Origin of the sequence: Paenibacillus sp. (assembly GCF_031177825.1) — a bacterium.
GTDB lineage: Bacteria > Bacillota > Bacilli > Paenibacillales > YIM-B00363 > Paenibacillus_AE.
In genome coordinates this window covers 1-19,256 of sequence record NZ_JAPSKE010000001.1, presented here as the reverse complement: position 1 = coordinate 19,256, position 19,256 = coordinate 1, and the positions used below count along the sequence as shown (strand labels likewise).

The 19,256-nt window shown below is 53.7% G+C and carries 16 protein-coding genes and 4 pseudogenes; 18 read left to right on the top strand and 2 right to left on the bottom strand.

What is annotated here, in order from left to right:
* Positions 1-5: 5 nt before the first annotated feature.
* The 13 genes and pseudogenes from RIN49_RS00100 to RIN49_RS28915 form a co-directional block, all read left to right on the top strand.
* The gene (locus RIN49_RS00100) at positions 6-743 is read left to right on the top strand and encodes an MBL fold metallo-hydrolase (RefSeq protein WP_309118127.1); all 738 of its coding nucleotides are present in this window, start codon (positions 6-8) and stop codon (positions 741-743) included.
* Positions 744-800: 57 nt separating this feature from the next.
* Positions 801-1,934, top strand: a complete 1,134-nt coding sequence (locus RIN49_RS00095) for an aminotransferase class V-fold PLP-dependent enzyme (RefSeq protein ID WP_309118126.1) — start codon at positions 801-803, stop codon at positions 1,932-1,934.
* A complete protein-coding gene (locus RIN49_RS00090; RefSeq protein ID WP_309118125.1) occupies positions 1,931-2,959 on the top strand; it encodes a zinc-dependent alcohol dehydrogenase in 1,029 nt (342 codons plus the stop codon). Before RIN49_RS00095 ends, RIN49_RS00090 begins: the two co-directional genes overlap by 4 nt.
* A gap of 6 nt (positions 2,960-2,965) precedes the next feature.
* Positions 2,966-3,973, top strand: coding sequence for a Gfo/Idh/MocA family protein (locus RIN49_RS00085; RefSeq protein ID WP_309118124.1), 1,008 nt, complete (start codon positions 2,966-2,968; stop codon positions 3,971-3,973).
* Positions 3,974-3,994: 21 nt separating this feature from the next.
* A complete protein-coding gene (locus RIN49_RS00080; RefSeq protein WP_309118123.1) occupies positions 3,995-4,852 on the top strand; it encodes a fumarylacetoacetate hydrolase family protein in 858 nt (285 codons plus the stop codon).
* Between the two features lie 25 nt (positions 4,853-4,877).
* Positions 4,878-6,587, top strand: a complete 1,710-nt coding sequence (locus tag RIN49_RS00075) for a methyl-accepting chemotaxis protein (protein ID WP_309118122.1) — start codon at positions 4,878-4,880, stop codon at positions 6,585-6,587.
* Between the two features lie 891 nt (positions 6,588-7,478).
* Entirely contained in the window at positions 7,479-9,002 is a 1,524-nt protein-coding gene (locus RIN49_RS00070; RefSeq protein ID WP_309118121.1) for a spore germination protein, read from the top strand.
* A 32-nt stretch (positions 9,003-9,034) separates the two neighbouring features.
* Positions 9,035-10,237, top strand: a complete 1,203-nt coding sequence (locus RIN49_RS00065) for a Ger(x)C family spore germination protein (protein WP_309118120.1) — start codon at positions 9,035-9,037, stop codon at positions 10,235-10,237.
* Between the two features lie 10 nt (positions 10,238-10,247).
* Positions 10,248-11,360: a GerAB/ArcD/ProY family transporter gene (locus tag RIN49_RS00060; protein WP_309118119.1), complete on the top strand. Its 1,113-nt coding sequence runs from the start codon at positions 10,248-10,250 to the stop codon at positions 11,358-11,360.
* A 140-nt stretch (positions 11,361-11,500) separates the two neighbouring features.
* A pseudogene (locus RIN49_RS00055) lies at positions 11,501-11,719 on the top strand (IS110 family transposase); the annotation flags it as partial.
* Positions 11,720-12,235: 516 nt separating this feature from the next.
* The gene (locus tag RIN49_RS00050) at positions 12,236-12,538 is read left to right on the top strand and encodes a YbfB/YjiJ family MFS transporter (RefSeq protein WP_309118490.1); all 303 of its coding nucleotides are present in this window, start codon (positions 12,236-12,238) and stop codon (positions 12,536-12,538) included.
* Positions 12,495-12,950 carry a YbfB/YjiJ family MFS transporter gene (locus RIN49_RS00045; RefSeq protein WP_309118489.1) on the top strand — a complete coding sequence of 152 codons (456 nt, stop codon included), beginning with the start codon at positions 12,495-12,497 and terminating at the stop codon, positions 12,948-12,950. The genes RIN49_RS00050 and RIN49_RS00045 overlap by 44 nt, the downstream gene beginning before the upstream one ends.
* A gap of 38 nt (positions 12,951-12,988) precedes the next feature.
* Positions 12,989-13,132 (top strand): annotated as a pseudogene (locus RIN49_RS28915) (IS110 family RNA-guided transposase); the annotation flags it as partial.
* Between the two features lie 333 nt (positions 13,133-13,465).
* Here RIN49_RS28915 and RIN49_RS00035 read toward each other — a convergent pair.
* Positions 13,466-13,585 (bottom strand): annotated as a pseudogene (locus RIN49_RS00035) (GntR family transcriptional regulator); the annotation flags it as partial.
* 268 nt (positions 13,586-13,853) lie between these two features.
* Between RIN49_RS00035 and RIN49_RS00030 the strand changes: the two are divergent.
* The 4 genes from RIN49_RS00030 (at position 13,854) to RIN49_RS00015 (ending at position 16,237) form a co-directional block, all read left to right on the top strand.
* Positions 13,854-14,330, top strand: coding sequence for a MarR family winged helix-turn-helix transcriptional regulator (locus tag RIN49_RS00030; RefSeq protein ID WP_309118118.1), 477 nt, complete (start codon positions 13,854-13,856; stop codon positions 14,328-14,330).
* A 65-nt stretch (positions 14,331-14,395) separates the two neighbouring features.
* On the top strand, positions 14,396-15,592 hold the full coding sequence (locus RIN49_RS00025; protein WP_309118117.1) for an ArsA family ATPase: 1,197 nt from the start codon (positions 14,396-14,398) through the stop codon (positions 15,590-15,592).
* Positions 15,589-15,816, top strand: coding sequence for a hypothetical protein (locus RIN49_RS00020; RefSeq protein ID WP_309118116.1), 228 nt, complete (start codon positions 15,589-15,591; stop codon positions 15,814-15,816). The genes RIN49_RS00025 and RIN49_RS00020 overlap by 4 nt, the downstream gene beginning before the upstream one ends.
* 46 nt (positions 15,817-15,862) lie before the next feature.
* On the top strand, positions 15,863-16,237 hold the full coding sequence (locus RIN49_RS00015; RefSeq protein WP_309118115.1) for a DUF6463 family protein: 375 nt from the start codon (positions 15,863-15,865) through the stop codon (positions 16,235-16,237).
* A gap of 819 nt (positions 16,238-17,056) precedes the next feature.
* On the opposite strand, the pseudogene RIN49_RS00010 reads toward RIN49_RS00015, so the two are convergent.
* Positions 17,057-18,246: pseudogene (locus RIN49_RS00010) on the bottom strand (IS110 family RNA-guided transposase).
* A 389-nt stretch (positions 18,247-18,635) separates the two neighbouring features.
* Between RIN49_RS00010 and RIN49_RS00005 the strand changes: the two are divergent.
* Positions 18,636-19,058, top strand: a complete 423-nt coding sequence (locus tag RIN49_RS00005) for a DUF6843 domain-containing protein (protein WP_309118114.1) — start codon at positions 18,636-18,638, stop codon at positions 19,056-19,058.
* Positions 19,059-19,256 lie beyond the last annotated feature (198 nt).

Sequence of the window (19,256 nt, the reverse complement as noted above, 5' to 3'; positions counted from 1 at the left end):
TCGCGATGAAGATTAGCGATCGTATTTATCTAGTCGGCAGCGGTAAATTCGGGATGGAGCTGAGCGAGCCGACGGATTGCAATGTGTACTTGATCGACGGGGGGACGGAGTGTGCGCTGATCGACGCTGGCGGGGGTATCGAGCCGGAGCGCATCGTCGACAATCTTCGGCGGGACGGCATCGGACCGGAACGCATCCGGTACTGTTTGCTGACGCACGCACATGCGGATCATGCGGCAGGAGCGCGCTATTTCCATGATACGTACGGAATAGAAATCATCGCCTCCGCGGAAACCGGCGAATGGCTGGAGCGCGGGGACACCGTGAAGGCGAGCGTCGATCATGCCAAGCGGGGCGGCGTCTATCCGCAGGACTATCGGTACCCGGCCTGTCCCGTCGCCCGCACGCTCGCCGATGGCGATCGGATCCGGATCGGCGACGTCGAGCTGCGGACCATCGACAGTCCGGGGCACGCACGCGGCCATGTGTGCTTTCTGTGGGAGGAAGGAGGACGCCGCAACTTGTTCGCCGGAGATACGGTGTTCGCCGGCGGCAAAGTAGTCGTGCAGTACGTATGGGATTGCATCCTCGAGGAATACGCCGACACGTTGGCGAAGCTGCACCGGCTCGGCGCGAATCGCTTGTTCGCCGGGCATGGCCCGTTCCTGCTCGACCGGGCGGACGTACACATCGAGAAAGCGCATCGCTGCTTCGAGCGACTCGAAATTCCTCCGAACCTGTAAATCGGCGTTCGGCATAGGAGTCGAGGCGGCGAATCGCCGCAACGAAGGGAGAAACCGATGAAAGCACTGATCGATAAGAAGAATTTCGTAGGACTGGAGCAATGCGCGTGGTTTTTCAGCGGGGCGGAGACGCCGACCCACCGCGGCGTGCTGGGAGCCGTTATCGAATATATGATCTCGAGAAGCCTCGGTCCCGAAGGACGGGAGCGGAACGCGCGGACGGAGCAACGCTGTAAAGCGAATCTGGCGCGTCTCTTGAACGGGGAACCCGAGCAGATCGCGATCATGTCGAGCGCATCCGAGGTCATTTCAATGCTGGCTCGAGCCGTCGAACTGCAGCCCGGGGATAATGTCGTCATTCATAATCTCGAATTTCCGTCCGGCGTGCTTCCTTGGCTTGCGCTCCGAAAGGAAGGAGTCGAGGTGCGCGTTGTAGAGCATCGCGATTGGGTCATCGACGAATCCGATATTTTACAGCGAATGGATGAGCGCACGAGGCTCGTGCTGACCAGCCACGTCAGTTACTTGACGGGCGTTCGCTTCGACTACAGAACGTTATACGACCGCATTCGCAAAACAAAAGCCGCACTGGTGCTTGACGCGACGCAATCGCTCGGCGTCGTCCCGGTGGACCTGAAGCTGGCGGACGTCGTCGTTTGCAGCTCATATAAGTGGCTTCTTGGCGTGCACGGCGGCGGTGTGTTGGCCGTGAACCCGGAGCGCGGCTTCGATTACCGGCCGCCTTATGTCGGCTGGCGGAGCGTTGCAGATCGGCCCGCAGGGAAGAAGTTCGAGTCGTTCGACTTTCAGCCGGACGCCCGGCGCTTCGAGCTCGGGTACCCGAGCTACCCGACGGTGTACGCCCTTGAGCATTCGACCCGGCTGCTTCTCGACGTAGGCGTCGACCGCATCGAGCGGCATGTACTTGCGCTCGGGGAGCAGGTCATGCGCCTGCTGCAGTCGCTGGATCTCGCGGTCACGACGCCCGACGATCCGGTACGGCGAGCGGGCAATATTAGCTTCTTATATGAAGAAGCGGAGAAGTTGGCCGACCGACTGGCGCGGAAATGCATCTACGTCATGGGGAGCGAGGGGCGCGTGCGCATCTCGGTGCATGCGTTCAACGATACGGCGGACATTGAGAGGTTGGCGGCCGCGTTGCCGGCCTGCATAGGAGGAGAAGGCCAGTGAAGGCATTGGTATGGACGGCGCCGGAGACGATGGAAATCGCGAACGTCGCCGAACCGACCCCTGCGGAGGACGAGGTCATCGTACAGGTGGAAGCGGTCGGCATCTGCGGCTCGGAGATCGAAGGCTATTTGGGACACAACAGTTTGCGCAAACCGCCGCTGATTATGGGACATGAATTTTGCGGACGGATCGTCGGGAGCGGAGACCGCGTCTCGGGCCTTGAGCCGGGACTGAAAGTCGTCGTTAACCCGCTCAGCTCGTGCGGCGTCTGCAACTCCTGTATCAAAGGGAATACGCAACTATGCGCGTCCCGGCGCATCGCGGGCATTCATCGCCCCGGCGCGTTCGGCGAGCGGGTGGCGGTTCCGGCCGCCAGCGTCATACCGGTGCCGGACGCGATGAATTCGTTCCGCGCGGCGCTCGCCGAGCCTCTCGCCTGCTCGCTGCGGGCGACGCGGCGCGCGATGCAGCGCCACTTCCGCCCGAACGTGCTCGTCATCGGTGCGGGCGGCATCGGCATACTATGCGCGAAGGTCGCCCGATTGATCGGGGCGGCGCGCGTCATCGTGGCGGATACGCACCCGGAGCGGCTGAAGATCGCGCTGCAGACCGCATGCGACGCCGTCGTCGACCCGCGTTCGGAGTCGCTCGCGGAGGCGGCGAACCGGGAGGCTGGCGGCGCCGGGATCGACGTCGTCATTGACGCTGCCGGCTTCCAGCCGACCCGCGAGGCGGCGTTCGCGGTCGTCCAGCCGGGGGGGACCGTCATGAATATCGGACTGGGCATCGACGAGACGCGGCTGGCGATCAACCATGCGATTCGCAGCGAGATCGAGGTGCTCGGGTCGTTCTGTTACACGGCGCACGACTTCCGCGAGGCCGTCCGGCTACTCGTCGACGGACTCGTGACTGAAGAGGGCTGGACGGAAGCGAGGCCTCTGGCCGAGGGCTTCCAAGCGTTCCAGGAGCTGACCGCCGGCAAGGTGAAGCAAGGAAAGCTATTTCTATCGATGGAAGGAGCCTGAGGACCGATGAAGCGGGTGAAAGTAGGCATCGTAGGCTTCGGAAGCTGGGGCGCGTGCCATCTGGAGGCATATCGGGCGATACCGCACGTGGAGGTCGTCGCTGTGTGCGACGCCGATCCGGCACGCCGGGTGGCGGCGTCGGATCGGCATGTCGTTCCGCATGTATACGAGAACGCCGGGCAGCTGCTGGACCGGCATCCGGACATCGAGCTGGTCAGCATCGTCACCTACGAGAAAAATCATCTCGAATCGACGATGCTCGCCCTTCGCGCGAGGAAAGCCGTCATCGTCGAGAAACCCGTGGCCATCGACGTCGAGGAGGCGAAGGCGATGCAACGGGCGGCAACGGAGAGCGACGCGATTCTCGTCCCGGGCCATCTTCTTCGGTTTGACCCGAAATACGGCGAAATTCGGGCCATGCTTGAGGACGGAGGACTGGGAAAGCCGATCAGCATGTATTTGAAACGATCGCGGCAAAGCTCGCTATTCCAAACCTACAAGCGAACGCACACCGTCTACGAGCTGATGATCCACGACCTAGACCAAGCGATCTGGTACGCGGGGAGCCGGGTCAAGGAGGTGTACGCCTCCGGGGCGTTCCTCAACGGGGGCGACTCGCCCGAGGTGCTCTGGGCGCAGTTGCGGTTCGAGAACAGTGTCCTCGCCGTCCTGCACAGCAATTGGATGACGCCCGACGCGGCCGGCATCGCGATCCACGACTATACCGAGGTCATCGGAGAGCGGGGCATCGCGCACTTCGATACGCATGCGGCCGGCATCCAATGGTGGGGAACGAGGGGCCGCACGACGACCGACGTCTCCGTCCATCATCATCAGGGGGGCCGCGTCGTCGGGGCACTGAAGGAACAGCTAAGTTACGTTAGTCAATGCGTACTGGAAGGGGTTCGCCCGGGGATTGTCTCTTTCGACGACGCGGTGCATGGCATCGAGGTCGCCGCGGCGATCGTTGCCTCGGCGTCGTCCGGTCGGCCGGTTATTGTACAGAATCGATAAAGGGATACGGAGGAGAACGGCTTGAAGCTAGTACAATATCGTCTCCGATCCGACGCGCAAGGGCGCATTCGGGTCGGGGAATGGTTGGAGAACGGGAGCGTTCGATCGCTGGACGCGACCGACATGAAGACGCTGATCCGGCGGTTCGGCGCGGACGAGCAAGAGATTCGACAGAAAGCGGCGTCCGGCGAGGCGGAGCTGAGCGCCGACGACGTACGCTTGATCGCGCCAATTCATAACCCGGACAAGATGATTTTCGTCGGGCTCAATTATAAGGATCATGTCGAGGAATCGAATATGGCGATGCCCGAGGTACCGGTGTTGTTCCCGAAATACCCGAATGCGATCGTCGGTCCGGAGGACGACGTCATCATCCCCGCGGAGGTGCGGGAGTGCGATTACGAAGTGGAGCTGGCAGTCGTCATCGGCCGCGAGGCGAAGCGCGTCAGCCCGGAACAAGCGATGAATTACGTATTCGGGTATACGGTAATCAACGACGTTAGCGCCCGCGACCTGCAATTGCGCGAGGGGCAGTGGACCCGCGGAAAGGCGATCGATACATTCGCGCCGATGGGTCCTTGCATTGCGACGAAGGACGACGTGCCGGCCCCGCATCTGCTCAACCTGTCGTTAACGTTGAACGGCGGCGTCATGCAGGGGTCGAATACAAGAGAACTGATTTTCGACATTCCGTATTTGATCTCGTTCATTTCCCGCACGATGACGCTGCAGCCTGGCGACATCATTAGCACGGGAACGCCGCCAGGCGTCGGCATGGGACGGACGCCGCCCGTCTGGATACGAGACGGCGACGTCACGGAAGCGTTCGTCGAGCGCATCGGTTTGCTCCGGAACCGTTATGTTCAGGAGCGCGACTAACGTGCAGGCTGGTATGTGGAGTCGCATGAATAAGTTCCGATTCAAAATCGGTTATAAAATTACGATCGGGTTCGTTGTTTTGCTCCTCTTTCTGGCCGGCGCGTTACTGACCGTCTCCGATGCGATGCAACGGCTGGAAGAGGAGATCCGCGTGATCGTAGAGAGGGATCTTCGCATCCAGGAGCTTACTTACCGGATCGATAAGAACGTATCCGATATGGAGGCAGGTCATCGCGGGTATGCCGTGACGGGCGAGGCGTCGTTCCGGAGCCAATACGAGAACGCTGTGGAAAGCTGGGAGCAAAACCGCGAGCAGTTAGCTTCGCTCTTATCCTCGGCGCCGGAGCAGATAAACCGCCTGACCTCCGCAGCGGACGCCGTCGTCCAATGGACGGCGGCGGCGGAGCGGCAGACCGCCGCCTCCGCCGGGCGGAGCATCGAAGCGCTGAAGGCGCAGTACAAGGACGAAGCCGGGAACAAACAGCTCGAGGGGCTGCGCGAGCAGCTCTCCAGATTGCGCCAAGCCGAGAAATACGGGATGGAGCAGCGCGTTCGGGCGCTGAACGAGCGGAACCTTCAGCTCCAGAAGCTGATGTTCGGCACGCTCGGCGGGCTGACGCTGCTGACGATCGTCTTCTCTTGGCTCGTCTCGCGGAACGTTACGAGAAATCTGCGAACCGTCATGACGATGGTCGCCGATATCGCTTCGTCGGGCGGCGACTTGACGAAACGCATTCAGATGAAGACGTCGGACGAGGTGCAGGATCTAGCGCAGGAGACGAATGCACTGTTGGAGACTCTTCAGCGGATGATTCGGGAAGTCAAGGAGCAATCCGAGGAGTTGTCCGGCGTTTCGCGAACGATCGAATCGGGCGCTCGAGAAGCGATCGGGATGAACGATCAGGTCAACGAAGCGGTGCGCCGCGTGGCGGCGGGCGCCGAGACGCAGGTCGCGCAAATCCAGGAGATCGGCTCCGCAATGACGGAGACGATCGAAGGACTCGGACGAATTTCCGCTCACTCGCAGGAAGTGGCCGAGATGGCGCGAACGACGGAGGAAATCGCTGGTAGCGGCATCGCTGGGTTGGTAGCGTCACAGGAGCGGATCGGGAACATCGAGCACAGCTTCGAGGACATTCGCCGCAGCGTCGATGATCTATCCCGGCATTCGGCTCAAATCCAAACCATCGTCGGTTATATCGGGGAAATTTCGGCGCAGACGAATTTACTGGCGCTGAACGCCGCGATCGAAGCCGCGCGGGCGGGCGAGCATGGCCGCGGCTTCGCGGTCGTCTCCGCGGAAATTCGTAAGCTGTCGCAGCAGGCCGCTGCCTCCGCGGGACAAATCGCCGAGATGCTCGGTCGGCTGAACGGCGGCGTCGAGCGCATCGTTGTCGTGCTCGCCGATAGCGAGCATGTCATCTTCGACGGTACCGCATCGATCCGCCAGGCAAGCAACAGCGTCAAATCCGCCATGAGCCGTTTCGGCACGGTCACCTCGCTGATGATCGAGGTGGCAGGATCTATCGAGCGGATCGCCGAAGGCAGCCGTCAGGTCGCCGCGGCGAGCGAGGAGATCGGCAAGGTGTCGGAGGAGATGTCCGCCTTCGCCGAGGAGATGTCCGCGATGGTCGAAGGGCAGAACGATTCGCTGCGTCAGTTCTCGCGCATGTCGGAGCAACTGACGCAGACGTCCGGGAAGCTCACGAAAGTAGCAGGACATTTTCGGGTATAAGGGTCTTGCGTTTGAATGAAGGACCGGCCGAGTTACTTCGACCGGTTTTGACTTTTTGATATTAGGAAAATGCGGCCAAGTTCGTTGAACTAGTCGGGCAGTTATCTTGTATCTGTTATATCAAGAGCTACACCAGCTTCATACCGATTCTTATTTAGGATATAAAAAGGAGATAAACCACTTAAAGTGGTTTGTCTCCTTTTTAACCGATATTTGGTAGTTATGGGTAATAAGGAGCGAATATCCCCTTGAGATTTGTCCGCCATGCCCAAGAGTGTAAAGCAAAGGAGCCAGGGAAAGAAACAGAAGGAGTGGGCTGAATTGCTCGGTGACCCTGCGATAACAACTTCAATCGTGGACCGGGTCTTGCAAAAAATTGTAATCATCCAATTACAATCACAAATGGCAATCATCATCTTCTCGGTGGATCGATTTGAATAACTGGTCTAAGAGTTCCACCCTGAAGGTAACAATAATTGGTTCCGGGAAACCCGTTAAATGTAACCAAAAGACCGGAACCGTACCAAGGATCTAATGTGCTATTTTCGAAACCGCCATTTTGAATAGATCCCCACAGGGTTTGTCTCGGGAGTTATCTCACTTTAACCTTTCGATTACGGGGTTTCCTATTTACGGTTAACCGATTTTTAGGAGAAATTTTTCCTTTTAAATATAGGGGCGATCAATAGACAATGAGTATTCCACCTCATGAGCTTTTATATATCCATAATATGCAGACAGCTTTGACTCAGGGGATAATTTTTTGAAAATCCTCTTTCGTTGAGGAAGTTCTTCACCGCCTCATATTTCGAAAGCCCACTAATTGATTAGGATAAATGGGTATAATCTGGGTAAAATACCGCAAAGATCCCTCGGACGGAGGTAATCTGTTTGTCGGGCGGAGCGAATTCGAAGCGTAATGTAACAATTTGCACGCAGCTGAACGGAAACATACAGACGATTCGCGAACTGACGGGGAACAGTTCGGATGTCGTGATTCGTACGTTCGCGGCGTGTAACGGAACCCCTGCAGCCATTGCGTTCATCAGCGGCTTGACGGACAACGCGATCGTCAACGAGAACATCTTGCGTCCCCTTATGACGTCTGATCCGCCACCCGGCGGCGACTCGCCGCCATCGTCACCGTCGGACTTTATGCAAACGGTGGTCGGCAGAATCCTCACGGTAAATTCCGTGAAATCGATAAATACTATCGCCGACGTACTGACGATGCTGTTCGAGGGAAACACGATCGTCTTCCTAGAAGGCGTGGATCGAGCCTTGGCGGTTAATACTCCGAAGTGGGAGCACAGGGGGGTCGAGGAGCCTTCGTCTCAGACCGTAATCCGCGGGCCGAAAGAAGGATTCAACGAAAATATCGGAACGAACTTGGCGCTTCTAAGGCGAAGGATCAAGAGCCCGAATCTTTGGAAGATCGACCGGAGGATCGGGAAACAGACCCAGACAGACGTGTGTGTGTTGTATCTGAAAGGGACTGCTGACGAAGACTTGGTGACCGAAGTGTTGCGGAGACTCGACAAGATCGAAACCGACAGCATATTGGAGAGCGGTTTCTTGGAGGAATTCATCCAAGATCAGACCTTTACCCCGTTCCCGACGGTTATCAATTCGGAACGTCCTGATGCTACGACTGCGGCCATCTTGGAAGGGAAGATCGCGATCTTGACGGACGGGACACCGTTCGCCTTGATTCTTCCCGTTACGTTCTTCGAGTTCTTGCTGGCAAGCGAAGATTATTATCAACGCTTTGACATTTCCAGCTTTTTACGCGTGCTGCGGTTCGGCGCTTTCACGGCGTCGATGCTTCTACCTTCGATATACATTGCCATCACGACCTTCCATCAAGAGATGTTGCCGACCACGATGTTAATCAGCCTGGCAGCGCAACGGGAAGGCGTTCCTTTCCCTGCCTTCGTCGAAGCGTTCTTAATGGAAATCACGTTCGAGGTTTTGCGGGAAGCGGGAACCCGGATGCCGCGAGCCATCGGCCCTGCCATCTCGATCGTCGGCGCGTTGGTGCTCGGTCAGGCCGCGGTAGAGGCGGGACTCGTCTCGGCCGCGATGGTCATCGTCGTATCCTTCACGGCGATCTCCAGTTTCGTCGCCCCCGCTACGAATATCGCGATCGCCTCTCGATTGCTTCGCTTCGTGCTTATGATATTCTCCGCGACCTTGGGCTTCTTCGGGATTATGACTTTTCTCTTTATGCTGTTAATTCATATGGCGGGGATTCGTTCCTTCGGCGTTCCGTATTTGTCGCCGTTCGCTCCTATTCTTAGGAACAATTGGAAGGACGTATTCGTCAGGGTACCTTGGAGAATGATGACGACCAGACCGCTTCCGTTCGCCTCGAACAACAAACGAAGGCAACGGCAGAAGCCCGACCCATCGTGATAGACAAGATGAAACCCAAGAGGGAGCAGCGCATGAAGCTCGGAAAGACGTTATTGTTACTGGCCGGGATTGTCCTTATTACCGGTTGCTGGGACCAAGTTGAGATGGACGAGTTGGCCGTCGTGAACGCCACGGCCTTCGACCAAAGCGAGGAAGGGAGATGGCTCCTAACGTACCAAATCATCATTCCTCGCGTGGTCGGAATGAGAACCGGCGGCAGCGGTAGCGGGACGCCCGTTATGGCTTTCTCGACGGGAGGAGACACGATCGGGGAGGCTGTCGGGAACGCCAGGAAAGAATTGCCGCGAGTTTTGTTTTTTCCTCACAGTCAGGTAGTCGTGATCAGCCGCCGCGCCGCAGAACGAGGGATCGGCGAAATTGTAGATTTCTACCTTAGAGACGAGGAATCGCGGGAAACATCCAATGTGTTGATTTACGACGGGGATACGCGGAAAATCCTGGAGGTGTTAACGAATTTAGAAAGACTTCCCGGCAATGCGGTTCATCAATTGGTCGAAGGCGCGGGGAAAGGAGACAGTATAGTTCCTTCAAAGATGCATGAGCTCGTCACCACGTTGATGGGCCCTACGGGAACAGCGGTCATCCCGGAAATTCACGTAAGCGGGAATTTGGAGAAACAAACGGGTTCCCAGGCGATTCAAAAAACGAGGAGGGCGGCAGTGCTCAAAATGAACCGAGCTGCGGTACTGAAGAACGGAAGGTTTGTCGGATGGTTGGCGAAGAGCGAATTGATCGGCCTCGGTTTCGCGACCGATCGAATACGGAACGTTGAAATCGCGTTCCCGTGCGATACCCGCGGAGGCAGGCTTGCCACGTTCTCGGTCAAGCGCTCGCACACGGAAATAAGACCGAACGCGAGCGACGGAAGGTTGAAGGTCCAGGTCAAGGTCGACGCGTCGGGAGTGATCGCGGAGACGGCATGCCGTACCGGCTTGGATGACCCAAAGGGGTTGGCCCGCATGGAAGAGCAAATCGAGCGACGGATCGTTGCCGATGTGAGACGGACCTTCGATGCCTCTAAGAAGCTTAATACGGACGTCCTGGGATTCGGCGGATCGTTCCGGCGATCCTATCCAAGGTTATGGAAAGAACTAAGCGCCAATTGGGACGCGAGCTTTTCGGAAATCCAATTGCAAGTCGAGGCCAATGTCAAGATCCGTAACACGGGTATGATCGGCGACCCGGTGACCAAGCTTTTGCAAGAAAGGGAGTAACGGACCGGATATGGAGCGAATCAACGCATCGCAGCTGGGAGCCATGATCATCTTGTTCCAGATTGGCAGCACGACCTTATTCGAACTCGGGATCGACGCCCGGCAGGATGCTTGGCTGGTTGTGCTGCTTTCTTGCGTGTCAGGGCTATTGTTATTATGGCTCTACCTGTCCATTCAACGGCGGGACCCTGAGCGTAACGTATTTGGCATATTGGTTCGTTACCTAGGGTCTTGGCTAGGCGGTATCGTCGTATGTTTCTATATTGCGTACTTCGCCTACGAGTCCATGAGAAACGTAAGAGATTTCGGGGATTTGACGAATCTGACGGTCCTTCCGCGAACGCCTCCGTTCCTGGTGATGCTTGTCCTGTCGCTCTTGTCGATGTACGCGCTCTTTAAGGGGATCGAGGTGTTTTTTCGATTTGTCGAATTTATCGTCATCGGCGTAATTTTCTTTTACGTCTTGCTTGCGATTTTCTACGTCTTCTCGGGAATTGTCAGGCTCGAACGAATCTTCCCGGTTCTGGAGAGAGGACCGACACCGGTGCTATCGGAAGTTTACGGGGACAGTATCTGGTTTCCGTTCGGTCAAATGTTCGTGTTCTTAACGTTTTGGCGGCTTCTTCAAGAGAAGCAACGGCAGGCGCTTCGGAAGGTCACATTTCAGGCTTACCTCGTTTCCGGCGCCGTCATATTCATGATGAATACTCTCACATTGAGCGTGTTGGGGCCGGATTTCGCCAAGGTCAGCACGATCCCGCTCCTTCAATCTACGCAGCTGATCCAACTTGCCGACATTCTCGAAAGATTCGACGTATTGGTGTTCTTGTTGCTGTACGTGGGCATCTTCGTAAAAGCGACATTATGGTTTTTGGCTGCCGTCATCGGCCTCGGGGAGATGTTCCGACGCGATTACAGGTGGTTCGTGCTGCCGGTTGGCGGAGCGATCTATGCCGCAGCGTTACTGCCGCGAAGCTGGCAGGCGCATCTGGAGACGGGAGATCTCATCGCGGTTAAGTATATGCTGAATCCCATCATGCTCGGAATTGTCCCGGCCTTGCTACTCGTCGTCATGTGGATCAGAGGGCCTCTCGGAAAATTGGGGAGCAGCGGCCGATCCTAAATCTAAAACTTCGGAAGCAGGGGAGAAGCGTACGCGCTAAACCTGATTGTTTAGTCCATCATTCAGGGGACCCCTAAAGCTTCATCCGGTGCACGTGGAAGACTAATTGGGGTCGATACCCGAAATAAGATAGAACTAATAAAGGCATCCCGGGCATCGGGGACAAACTAGCTGCCGCGATCGTAGCGGAGGTCGGCGACGTAAATCAGTTTGAAGACGCCAAGCAGTTGGTCGCTTATGCTGGCTTGGATCCTGCGATCTATAGCTCGGGGAAGTTTACCGCCACAAGTTCACGAATTACCAAGCGTGGTTCCAAAAGACTCAACGGGTTAATGATAAATCAGTGTTTGATTGCTCTCCCTGTCGGACAAGAAGAGGTCAGCAATTCTTAAAGATTCTCTAACAATAACATAAGGGTCTGCGAAGGGCTGGAAGGAGGAAATGTCGGGCGACAAGAACATACGCCGATTCAAACCCGCTAAAGATGCGGGTCTTTTTGTTTTTTCGGACAAGTTCTTGTCGCGGACGAACGTCAAGAACTTGACCCTATTGTAGACTATGGGATGGGGAATGGATCTAAAAAAGTCCCAGACCGGCGTATTAAGCTAACAGACAGACTAGTTTCAATTAGATATCATTGAATCTCTCTTTCGAAACCCTAATAAATTCGGATATAGCTGCTGATTTATGAGTATCTTTGCGACGTATGAATAAAGTGGGTATTCTAACGAGCTCATCCGAGATTTTGTGATATTGAAAGTTATATTTAATCATGGCTCTTCGATAACCGAAAAAGGTAAAAGCGGAACCCCGAGAATAATTCTTATAAGCGTAAAAAATGGGTCGGGTTTTTCTATGGTGGAGTTGGTACCGGTATCGTCCTAACGGGGTTAGCTACACCTATTCTTAGCCATTTCACTTGGCGGGGTGCCTGGATAGGTCTATGTGTCCTCAGTTTTATTCTCATACTACCTATTTGGTCTTATATCCATGAGGCTAAGTCTCGACCTTTATCAACGAATTCTGCATCTAAACGTTCATTGATATTGCCTCAATCTATTTTTGTCTGGCTACTAGTAGCTTATGGACTTGAAGGACTGGGTTATATCGTAAGTGCGACTTTTTTTGGTAGCAATGGTCAAGCAAATGCCCAATATCTCAGCTTTTGCCGATTTTAGCTGGATTGTCGGGGGGCTAGCAGCCGTTCCATCACCCTTACTCTGGTCAAGGTGGGCGAGTAAGGCAAAGTATATTAAACCTCTTATTACTGCGCTTATTCTGCAAGCGCTTGGAGTAATCATGCCCATATGCATGCCTAATATAGTAGGTGTAGTACTAGGGTCGATCCTGTTTGGAGGGACTTTTATGGGAATATCTATGCTTTCACTGGCTGCAGCTCGTATGGTGCGACAGTCCAATAGCAATTATGCAATTGCTCTAATGACTGGATTTTTTGGTATAGGGCAAATAATAGGTCCGATTGGGGCAGGGGTCATTTTGAATGTGTCGCATAGTTACGGTCTGACACTTATTATTTCAACTTTGGTGCTTGCCCTTGCAGTTATTACGATCGGCTGCCGTGTCCATTGAAGTAACAGGCAATCATCTTCATCTTGCACAGTGGGACGGGGCAGATGAAGATAAGTAAACGCGGACGAGCGCGCCTTCGCCGCTTCATTTTTAAGATAACCATAAGTTTGGTTGGGAACACCCCTGAGTTCAAAGCAATGCATGCGTACAATGTACAGGTCAAAAAGATGAAGAAAACAAAAGTCACCGACCCGTAACGTTAGCAAGAACGGCCTCCACCCCGTGGACAGGCGTAACGAAGGAATGAGAGGGCATAGACCCGTTGAGATATGGGAGTGAAAACCTCCAGAGGCGGCGTGGAGAATGCGTGCAGTATATGGAATTATATGGGGCTTGTAGCTTTCCCCTCTATTCGAGTATTTGTAAGTAAACTGAATCGTGATAAGGGAGTTCAATAAACGACTAATCGGCCGGAAGAAAAACAACAAAAATTAATGAGACAGCCGTTTTTATACCGTTGTAAGGCAAGGTGTGCGAATGTTTGTTCCATTGTCGACAAAAGAGTCAAGTTCTTGTCATACGACACTCCGTACGATCAGCCCTTCGGTCGTCAGCATTTCTAGCGCTCTCTTGTTCGTAATTCGGCTGACGTTATACTTGTCCGCCAGCTCCTTCCCCGAAGGCACGCGATCCCAGACGCCGTATTCTCTGGTTACGAACTTCTAGCGCAGCGACGAGAAGGTGCGTTCATACATCGGACTGGACATCCCCGTTCTTCCTCCTTGAAGTCGTACGAGCAGTGAACTTAATCTATACACAATAAATCATGATATATTCGCTTCGAAAAGACGATCCCTTCCGCGATTCATACCCCTTTGGGCGAAATCCGATTGACATAACTACGAACTCGTAGTAATGTTAGATTCAGTTACTACGAACTCGTATTAATAAAGGGGCCAACGCATGCATCAGCTATACGAACTGTTCCTCAAGACCGGCTTGCGGCCATTCGCCTTCCTCTCCGATACGCTGCATCTGGAACAGCAGGTCACACGCTCGGATCTCTCGACGTTGTTGATTTTGCGATTCCGGGGCGATCTGCCGATGTCCGAAGTAGCGGCTGAGATGGGGGCTCCCCTCAGCTCCATGACGAGTATCGCCAAGCGGCTGGAGCGGAAGGGCTACATCGCGCGGGCTACCTCCGCGGCGGATCAACGCGTCAAGCTCGTCACACTGACGCAGCAAGGCATGCAGCTTGCGACGGAATCGGAGCGAATGATGATGACGCTGCTCGGCAGGCTGGAGTCCGCCTTCACGCCGGAAGAGATGGAACAATTCACGGCGCTGATGTTGAAGGCTGCGAAAGTGCTGCAAGACGGAGGACCGATCAAGCCGCAGCCACCGTCCACGCACCCGAGGAAAATCAAGATCGACGAATGACCGGCTTCAGCCGGATCATTTTCGACAAATACTACGAAATCGTACCATATAGGAGGCGGAGTGGGATGAGAATTATTGTGTTCACGGGCAAGGGCGGCGTAGGCAAGACGAGCGTGGCGGCGGCCACGGCGGTAAAGCTGGCGCGACAGGGGAAACGCACGCTCATCCTCAGCACCGACGCGGCGCACAGCTTGGCGGATTCCTTGAACGTGCCGATCGGTCCGGAGACGGTTCATATCCGCGAAAATCTATGGGGGATCGAGGTCGACAGCCTGCGGGAGACGGAACGGAATTGGGGCTCCGTCCAGGGATGGATCACGAAGCTGCTCGATAAGGCGCAACTGAAAGATATTACGACCGAAGAGATGCTCGTGTTCCCCGGCATGGAGGAGCTGTTCAGCTTGCTGCAAATCAAGGAGCACGCCGAGAGCGGAAACTACGACGTGCTCGTCGTCGACTGCGCCCCGACCGGGGAGACGCTTCGATTGCTCAGCTACCCGAACGTGCTGAACTGGTGGCTGGAGAAAATTTTCCCGACCGAGCGCAAGCTGATCAAGCTCGTTCGTCCGGTGGCGAAGCTGACGAACGGCTTCGAGCTCCCGTCCGACGACGTCCTGAACAGCATCGAGCGTCTCGCGCGGGGCCTCGAGGAGATGCAGCGCATCGTGTTGAATCCCGAGGTCACCTCGGTGCGAATCGTACTGAATCCGGAGAAAATGGTTCTCGCAGAGGCGAAACGTTCCTTCACCTATCTCAACTTATTCGGGTTCAACACCGACGCCGTCATCGTCAACCGGGTGCTGCCGGACGAAGCCGGCGAAGGATTCTTCGCGAACTGGCGGGAGCTCCAGCGGAAGTACGAGCAAGATATCGTAGCGAACTTCCAGCCGCTGCCGATCTTGAAGGCGCCCATGATGCAGGAAGAAGTCATCGGGCTGCCGATTCTGGAAATATTGGCGGATACGATCTACGGCGGCGCGGACCCTTCCGAGATGCTGTATCGTGGGCGCACGGAGGTCATCCGGGAAGACGAGGACGGGATGGTGCTCGAGCTGACGATTCCGTTCTTGGATCGTTCGGCGCTCGACTTAACGCAGACCGGCGACGAGCTCACGGTCGCGGCGGGTTCGTATAAGCGGAAGGTCGTGCTGCCGAAGCCGTTACTAGGCCGCGAGGTGGTCGGCGCCCGATACGCCGAGGATCGACTGCTCGTTCGCTTCGGGAGCCGAAACGAAGCAACGAGAGGAGATGGGGAGCGATGAGGAACGCAGGACACCTAAGCATGGCGTACTTGATCGAAATGGTTGGCATGGTCGGAAAATTTCAAGAGAGTCTGGAGCGGCACGGCACCGAAACGCATCTGAAGCAAGCGATGAAGCATGGGCTGCTGGCGTATCGATCGGTCATCGACAGCGTGCTGGACGCGTTAGAGGAGGAAGAAAAAGCTCCGCCCATGGCTAGGAAAATTAATATTTCGAAAGAGTAGAGCAGTAGGCGAACGGCAGGTACCTTAAAAGGAGGAATCGATTCATATGGGAACGGGGATCAAACGGCAAGTCGGGTTGCTGCTGGCGCTAACGGGATTACTGCATTCGGTGGTGGGGCTCATCCTTTACGGGGATGCTTTGCTGCCGATCGCTACGGAAGGCTTGTGGAATACCATGCAGGAAGGAGACTGGGAGCGTCTGAACGCGTTCTGGTTCATGATGTTCGGTTTCCTGCTGATGCTCATCGGGTATATAGTGAGCTGGGTGCTGAAGCAGACCCAGCTCCGTCCGCCGACCGTGGTTGGATGGTCGATCCTCGCTATCGGGATTGTCGGCGCCGTCATCATGCCGATCTCGGGCTTTTGGCTTGTGTTGCCGCAAGCTTGGCTGTTGTTGAGAGGGAAGAGTTTCATTGGGTAAAGAAGACCGCGTGTGTCCGACGATAAGAACATACCCCGATTTTAAACCGCTAACCAAGCGGTTTTTTGTTTAAGTCGGACATGTGCTACGTCGCCGGCGAGCGACAAGAACCTGACCCGTTTGTGGATACCGACAACAACTTGACCTTATTGTGGACTGTAGGAAGGGGATGGAGCTGAAAAAAAATTCATGGCCTTGCGTATTAAACAAACTGGCGAATCAAGAAACTGCACAACAGCTTGAAGATAATGCCCCGTTGATTTCAGGATAATAACAGGGGAGGAGCAGGTCTTAAGGTTGCCTCTTATTAAGAAATGCTTCTCCTTTACTTTGGCCTTTAGAAATATCTAGACCGATTACTGGATTCATGATGCTCTCCTTTCTGTAGTAAAATAGCCGGTATCCCTACAGAGCTTGCAGTACCACAGCATCGCTTGTTATGCGGGATCATCGTCCCAACCAGCTTAAACATGGTTTCTACAAGTAGGGGGCGAACAGTTTTAGCGACGGGATAAGAATTTCCCACGGGTACGAACGTTCTACCCCGGCTCCCCGTACTTAACCCTTTAATGAAAAAGAGTTCAACCAGTAAAAACTGGCCGAACTCATAATACGACGGATACGAGAGCGCGGCGGTGGATCCGATCCACCGCTTATTTGTATCGTTACGTGGTTCATTCAACAATTCCAGCTAATAGCTTGTCAATATTTAATGATTTAATAGCCATTACATGAGGTGATATACTTAAAAAAGTGTATGACAAATAACTGTCCCTTTTGGCACAGGAAGATATTTCTTATGTTTCTATACCATGCTAATTAGTCTAAACGGAACGATTCTTTCTTTGTTAAAATGGCAAAGATCCAGTGGATGAGTTTATTTACACAAGCGATTATTGCTACTCTGAACAGCTTTCCTTCAGCACGCTTCTTATCATAGTAGGCTCTTAGCTTTCGCGAATACCACATCGTACGGCTTGATATAAGGCAGTACGAAGCCTTCTGGAACCATGTTTCGTGATTTTATTTTGGGTAGCTACAAATTTGCCTGAAGAAAAAACACTAGGATCTATTCCGGCAAAAGCCACCAATTTCTTTGCGTGATCGAACCGATCGATTTCTCCGATTTCAGCTAAAATTGTTGCAGCAATCTTAGCACCAATACCGGGGATTGATTGGATTAAATCATATTCGAGCAACTCTTCAGCCAGGGCATCTATCGATTTTTGAAGGTCTGTTAGGTGTTCCTGGTATTGAAGAAGCAATTTGATAAGCAGCTGCATGGATATCAAATGGCTTGAAAAAGCCGTCTCTTTGAAGGGATTTCGCCTTGCTGCAGCTATTAGGATTTGAGCACGTTCCAGACACCATAAAGCGGATCTGCCGCGGCCGGTAAGACGTTGGATTTCTTCCGTAATCTCGCACTCGGTCATTTCTAGCACATCCTTGGACGTCGGGTGTAGGTCCAAAAAAGTAAGGGAGACTTTAGAATACAGGTCACCAAACACGCCGTGGTATTCGGGAAACACCTGATCAAGAATAGCTTGAAATTGCAATTTCGCTTGGACGTACATACCCGTAAAAGAGTCATACTGGCGCGTGAGATAACGCAAATTCGTGAGATGCTGACCCCGTTTTTTGTAGGGTTCAAACTCTTCTTTATAAAACAGAGCCCCCAGTTGATGAGCATCGGCGGCATCTGTTTTTAATTGTCGTAAGTTGGTTTTCTTGGCTTGATGAGAAATTAACGGGTTAATGACGATGTTTAAAATCTGGTGCTCATCCAGAAACTGAACAACAGGGCTGTGGTAATGTCCTGTAGCCTCCATGACGACTGAGAGACGCTTCCCCGCGGCGGACTCCACATCTCTGAGATAGTTAAGAAAGGACGCTAAGCCCTCAAGATCATGCTTAAACCTAAAGATCTTCCCATGCGTTATTCCGCGGTCCAAAAAAGCTTGTGCATGGCTCTCTCCCTTGGAAATATCTAAACCAATTACTGGATTCATTCCATCACTCCCAAAGTAAAATTCGCCGGTAGCCCCTAACCTTCTTGTCTTCCACACTATCGCATGTGATACGGGATCAAGTCCCAACCAGCCTAAACATGGTTTAACAAGTAGGGGGGATGAACGGAATAGCTGACGGGATCCAAGTCCCACGGGCAGAAACGTTCGATCCCCGGCTACCGCAATCTTACGACCACACAAAAATGAGGTCGACCAGAAAGATCTGGTGACCTCATAATACGAACGGGCAGAAGTTCGCAACACAGAGAAAAGCCAATTCTTTTTTAATGCATAGTAGAGGTTGAAACCATTCATATTTATATTGTGAAAAAAATCACAATAATATATTATGAAGTTGACAATAAAGATTTCTTGCAGAGGTGAAGCAAATGAAGTTCCCACTCCTTGTTTTTCTAAGCTTAGCTATTGTTATGGGTTGCTTATCACAATACAATAGGGGCACTTATGATCTATATTTGATACCCCAGAACTTTGAGGGGGTAATTAGAGTTATTTATAACGTAGAAGGTGCTCCGTCACTTAACCGTGAAGGGAAATTTGACATAATTCCAGTGGACGAGGATGGCATGTATCGTACCTCTAATCCCATGTTTGACTATGGAACAGTAATAGACAAATACTACTATGTGGATAATTTAGGAAACCGTACAGAAATTGATCGCTCCTGTGTTAACGTTAGAGGTACTGGTGGTTCGGTTATTAACGGAATCGAAACTCACCACACTGAAATTGAGGTCACTCGTTCAGAATGTGGTGAGGATTTTATGCTGGAGGGGTCAGCACTACACTAACTCTTGTTGAACGCGCCTGCGGGATCAGATGCGGCAAAAGCTTTTTTGAGTAAACAAGGTGCTGAGTATGGATTTTCGGAGCATCAAATGGAGTGGCAAGAAAAGCCTCTTGAAGAAACGGACGGTATTCTTCTGAGGCAAGCAACATTAGAAGATTACGAAATGCGCGTACGATTATCCGTTACGGCGTTCGGAGTG

Bases quoted from the DNA above. Each gene is read 5' to 3' on its own strand.
- RIN49_RS00100 (WP_309118127.1), top strand. From the start codon at position 6: ATGAAGATTAGCGATCGTATTTATCTAGTCGGCAGCGGTAAATTCGGG.
- RIN49_RS00095 (WP_309118126.1), top strand. From the start codon at position 801: ATGAAAGCACTGATCGATAAGAAGAATTTCGTAGGACTGGAGCAATGC.
- RIN49_RS00085 (WP_309118124.1), top strand. From the start codon at position 2,966: ATGAAGCGGGTGAAAGTAGGCATCGTAGGCTTCGGAAGCTGGGGCGCG.
- RIN49_RS00075 (WP_309118122.1), top strand. From the start codon at position 4,878: ATGAATAAGTTCCGATTCAAAATCGGTTATAAAATTACGATCGGGTTC.
- RIN49_RS00065 (WP_309118120.1), top strand. From the start codon at position 9,035: ATGAAGCTCGGAAAGACGTTATTGTTACTGGCCGGGATTGTCCTTATT.
- RIN49_RS00060 (WP_309118119.1), top strand. From the start codon at position 10,248: ATGGAGCGAATCAACGCATCGCAGCTGGGAGCCATGATCATCTTGTTC.
- RIN49_RS00045 (WP_309118489.1), top strand. From the start codon at position 12,495: ATGGTCAAGCAAATGCCCAATATCTCAGCTTTTGCCGATTTTAGCTGG.
- RIN49_RS00030 (WP_309118118.1), top strand. From the start codon at position 13,854: ATGCATCAGCTATACGAACTGTTCCTCAAGACCGGCTTGCGGCCATTC.
- RIN49_RS00025 (WP_309118117.1), top strand. From the start codon at position 14,396: ATGAGAATTATTGTGTTCACGGGCAAGGGCGGCGTAGGCAAGACGAGC.
- RIN49_RS00020 (WP_309118116.1), top strand. From the start codon at position 15,589: ATGAGGAACGCAGGACACCTAAGCATGGCGTACTTGATCGAAATGGTT.
- RIN49_RS00015 (WP_309118115.1), top strand. From the start codon at position 15,863: ATGGGAACGGGGATCAAACGGCAAGTCGGGTTGCTGCTGGCGCTAACG.
- RIN49_RS00005 (WP_309118114.1), top strand. From the start codon at position 18,636: ATGAAGTTCCCACTCCTTGTTTTTCTAAGCTTAGCTATTGTTATGGGT.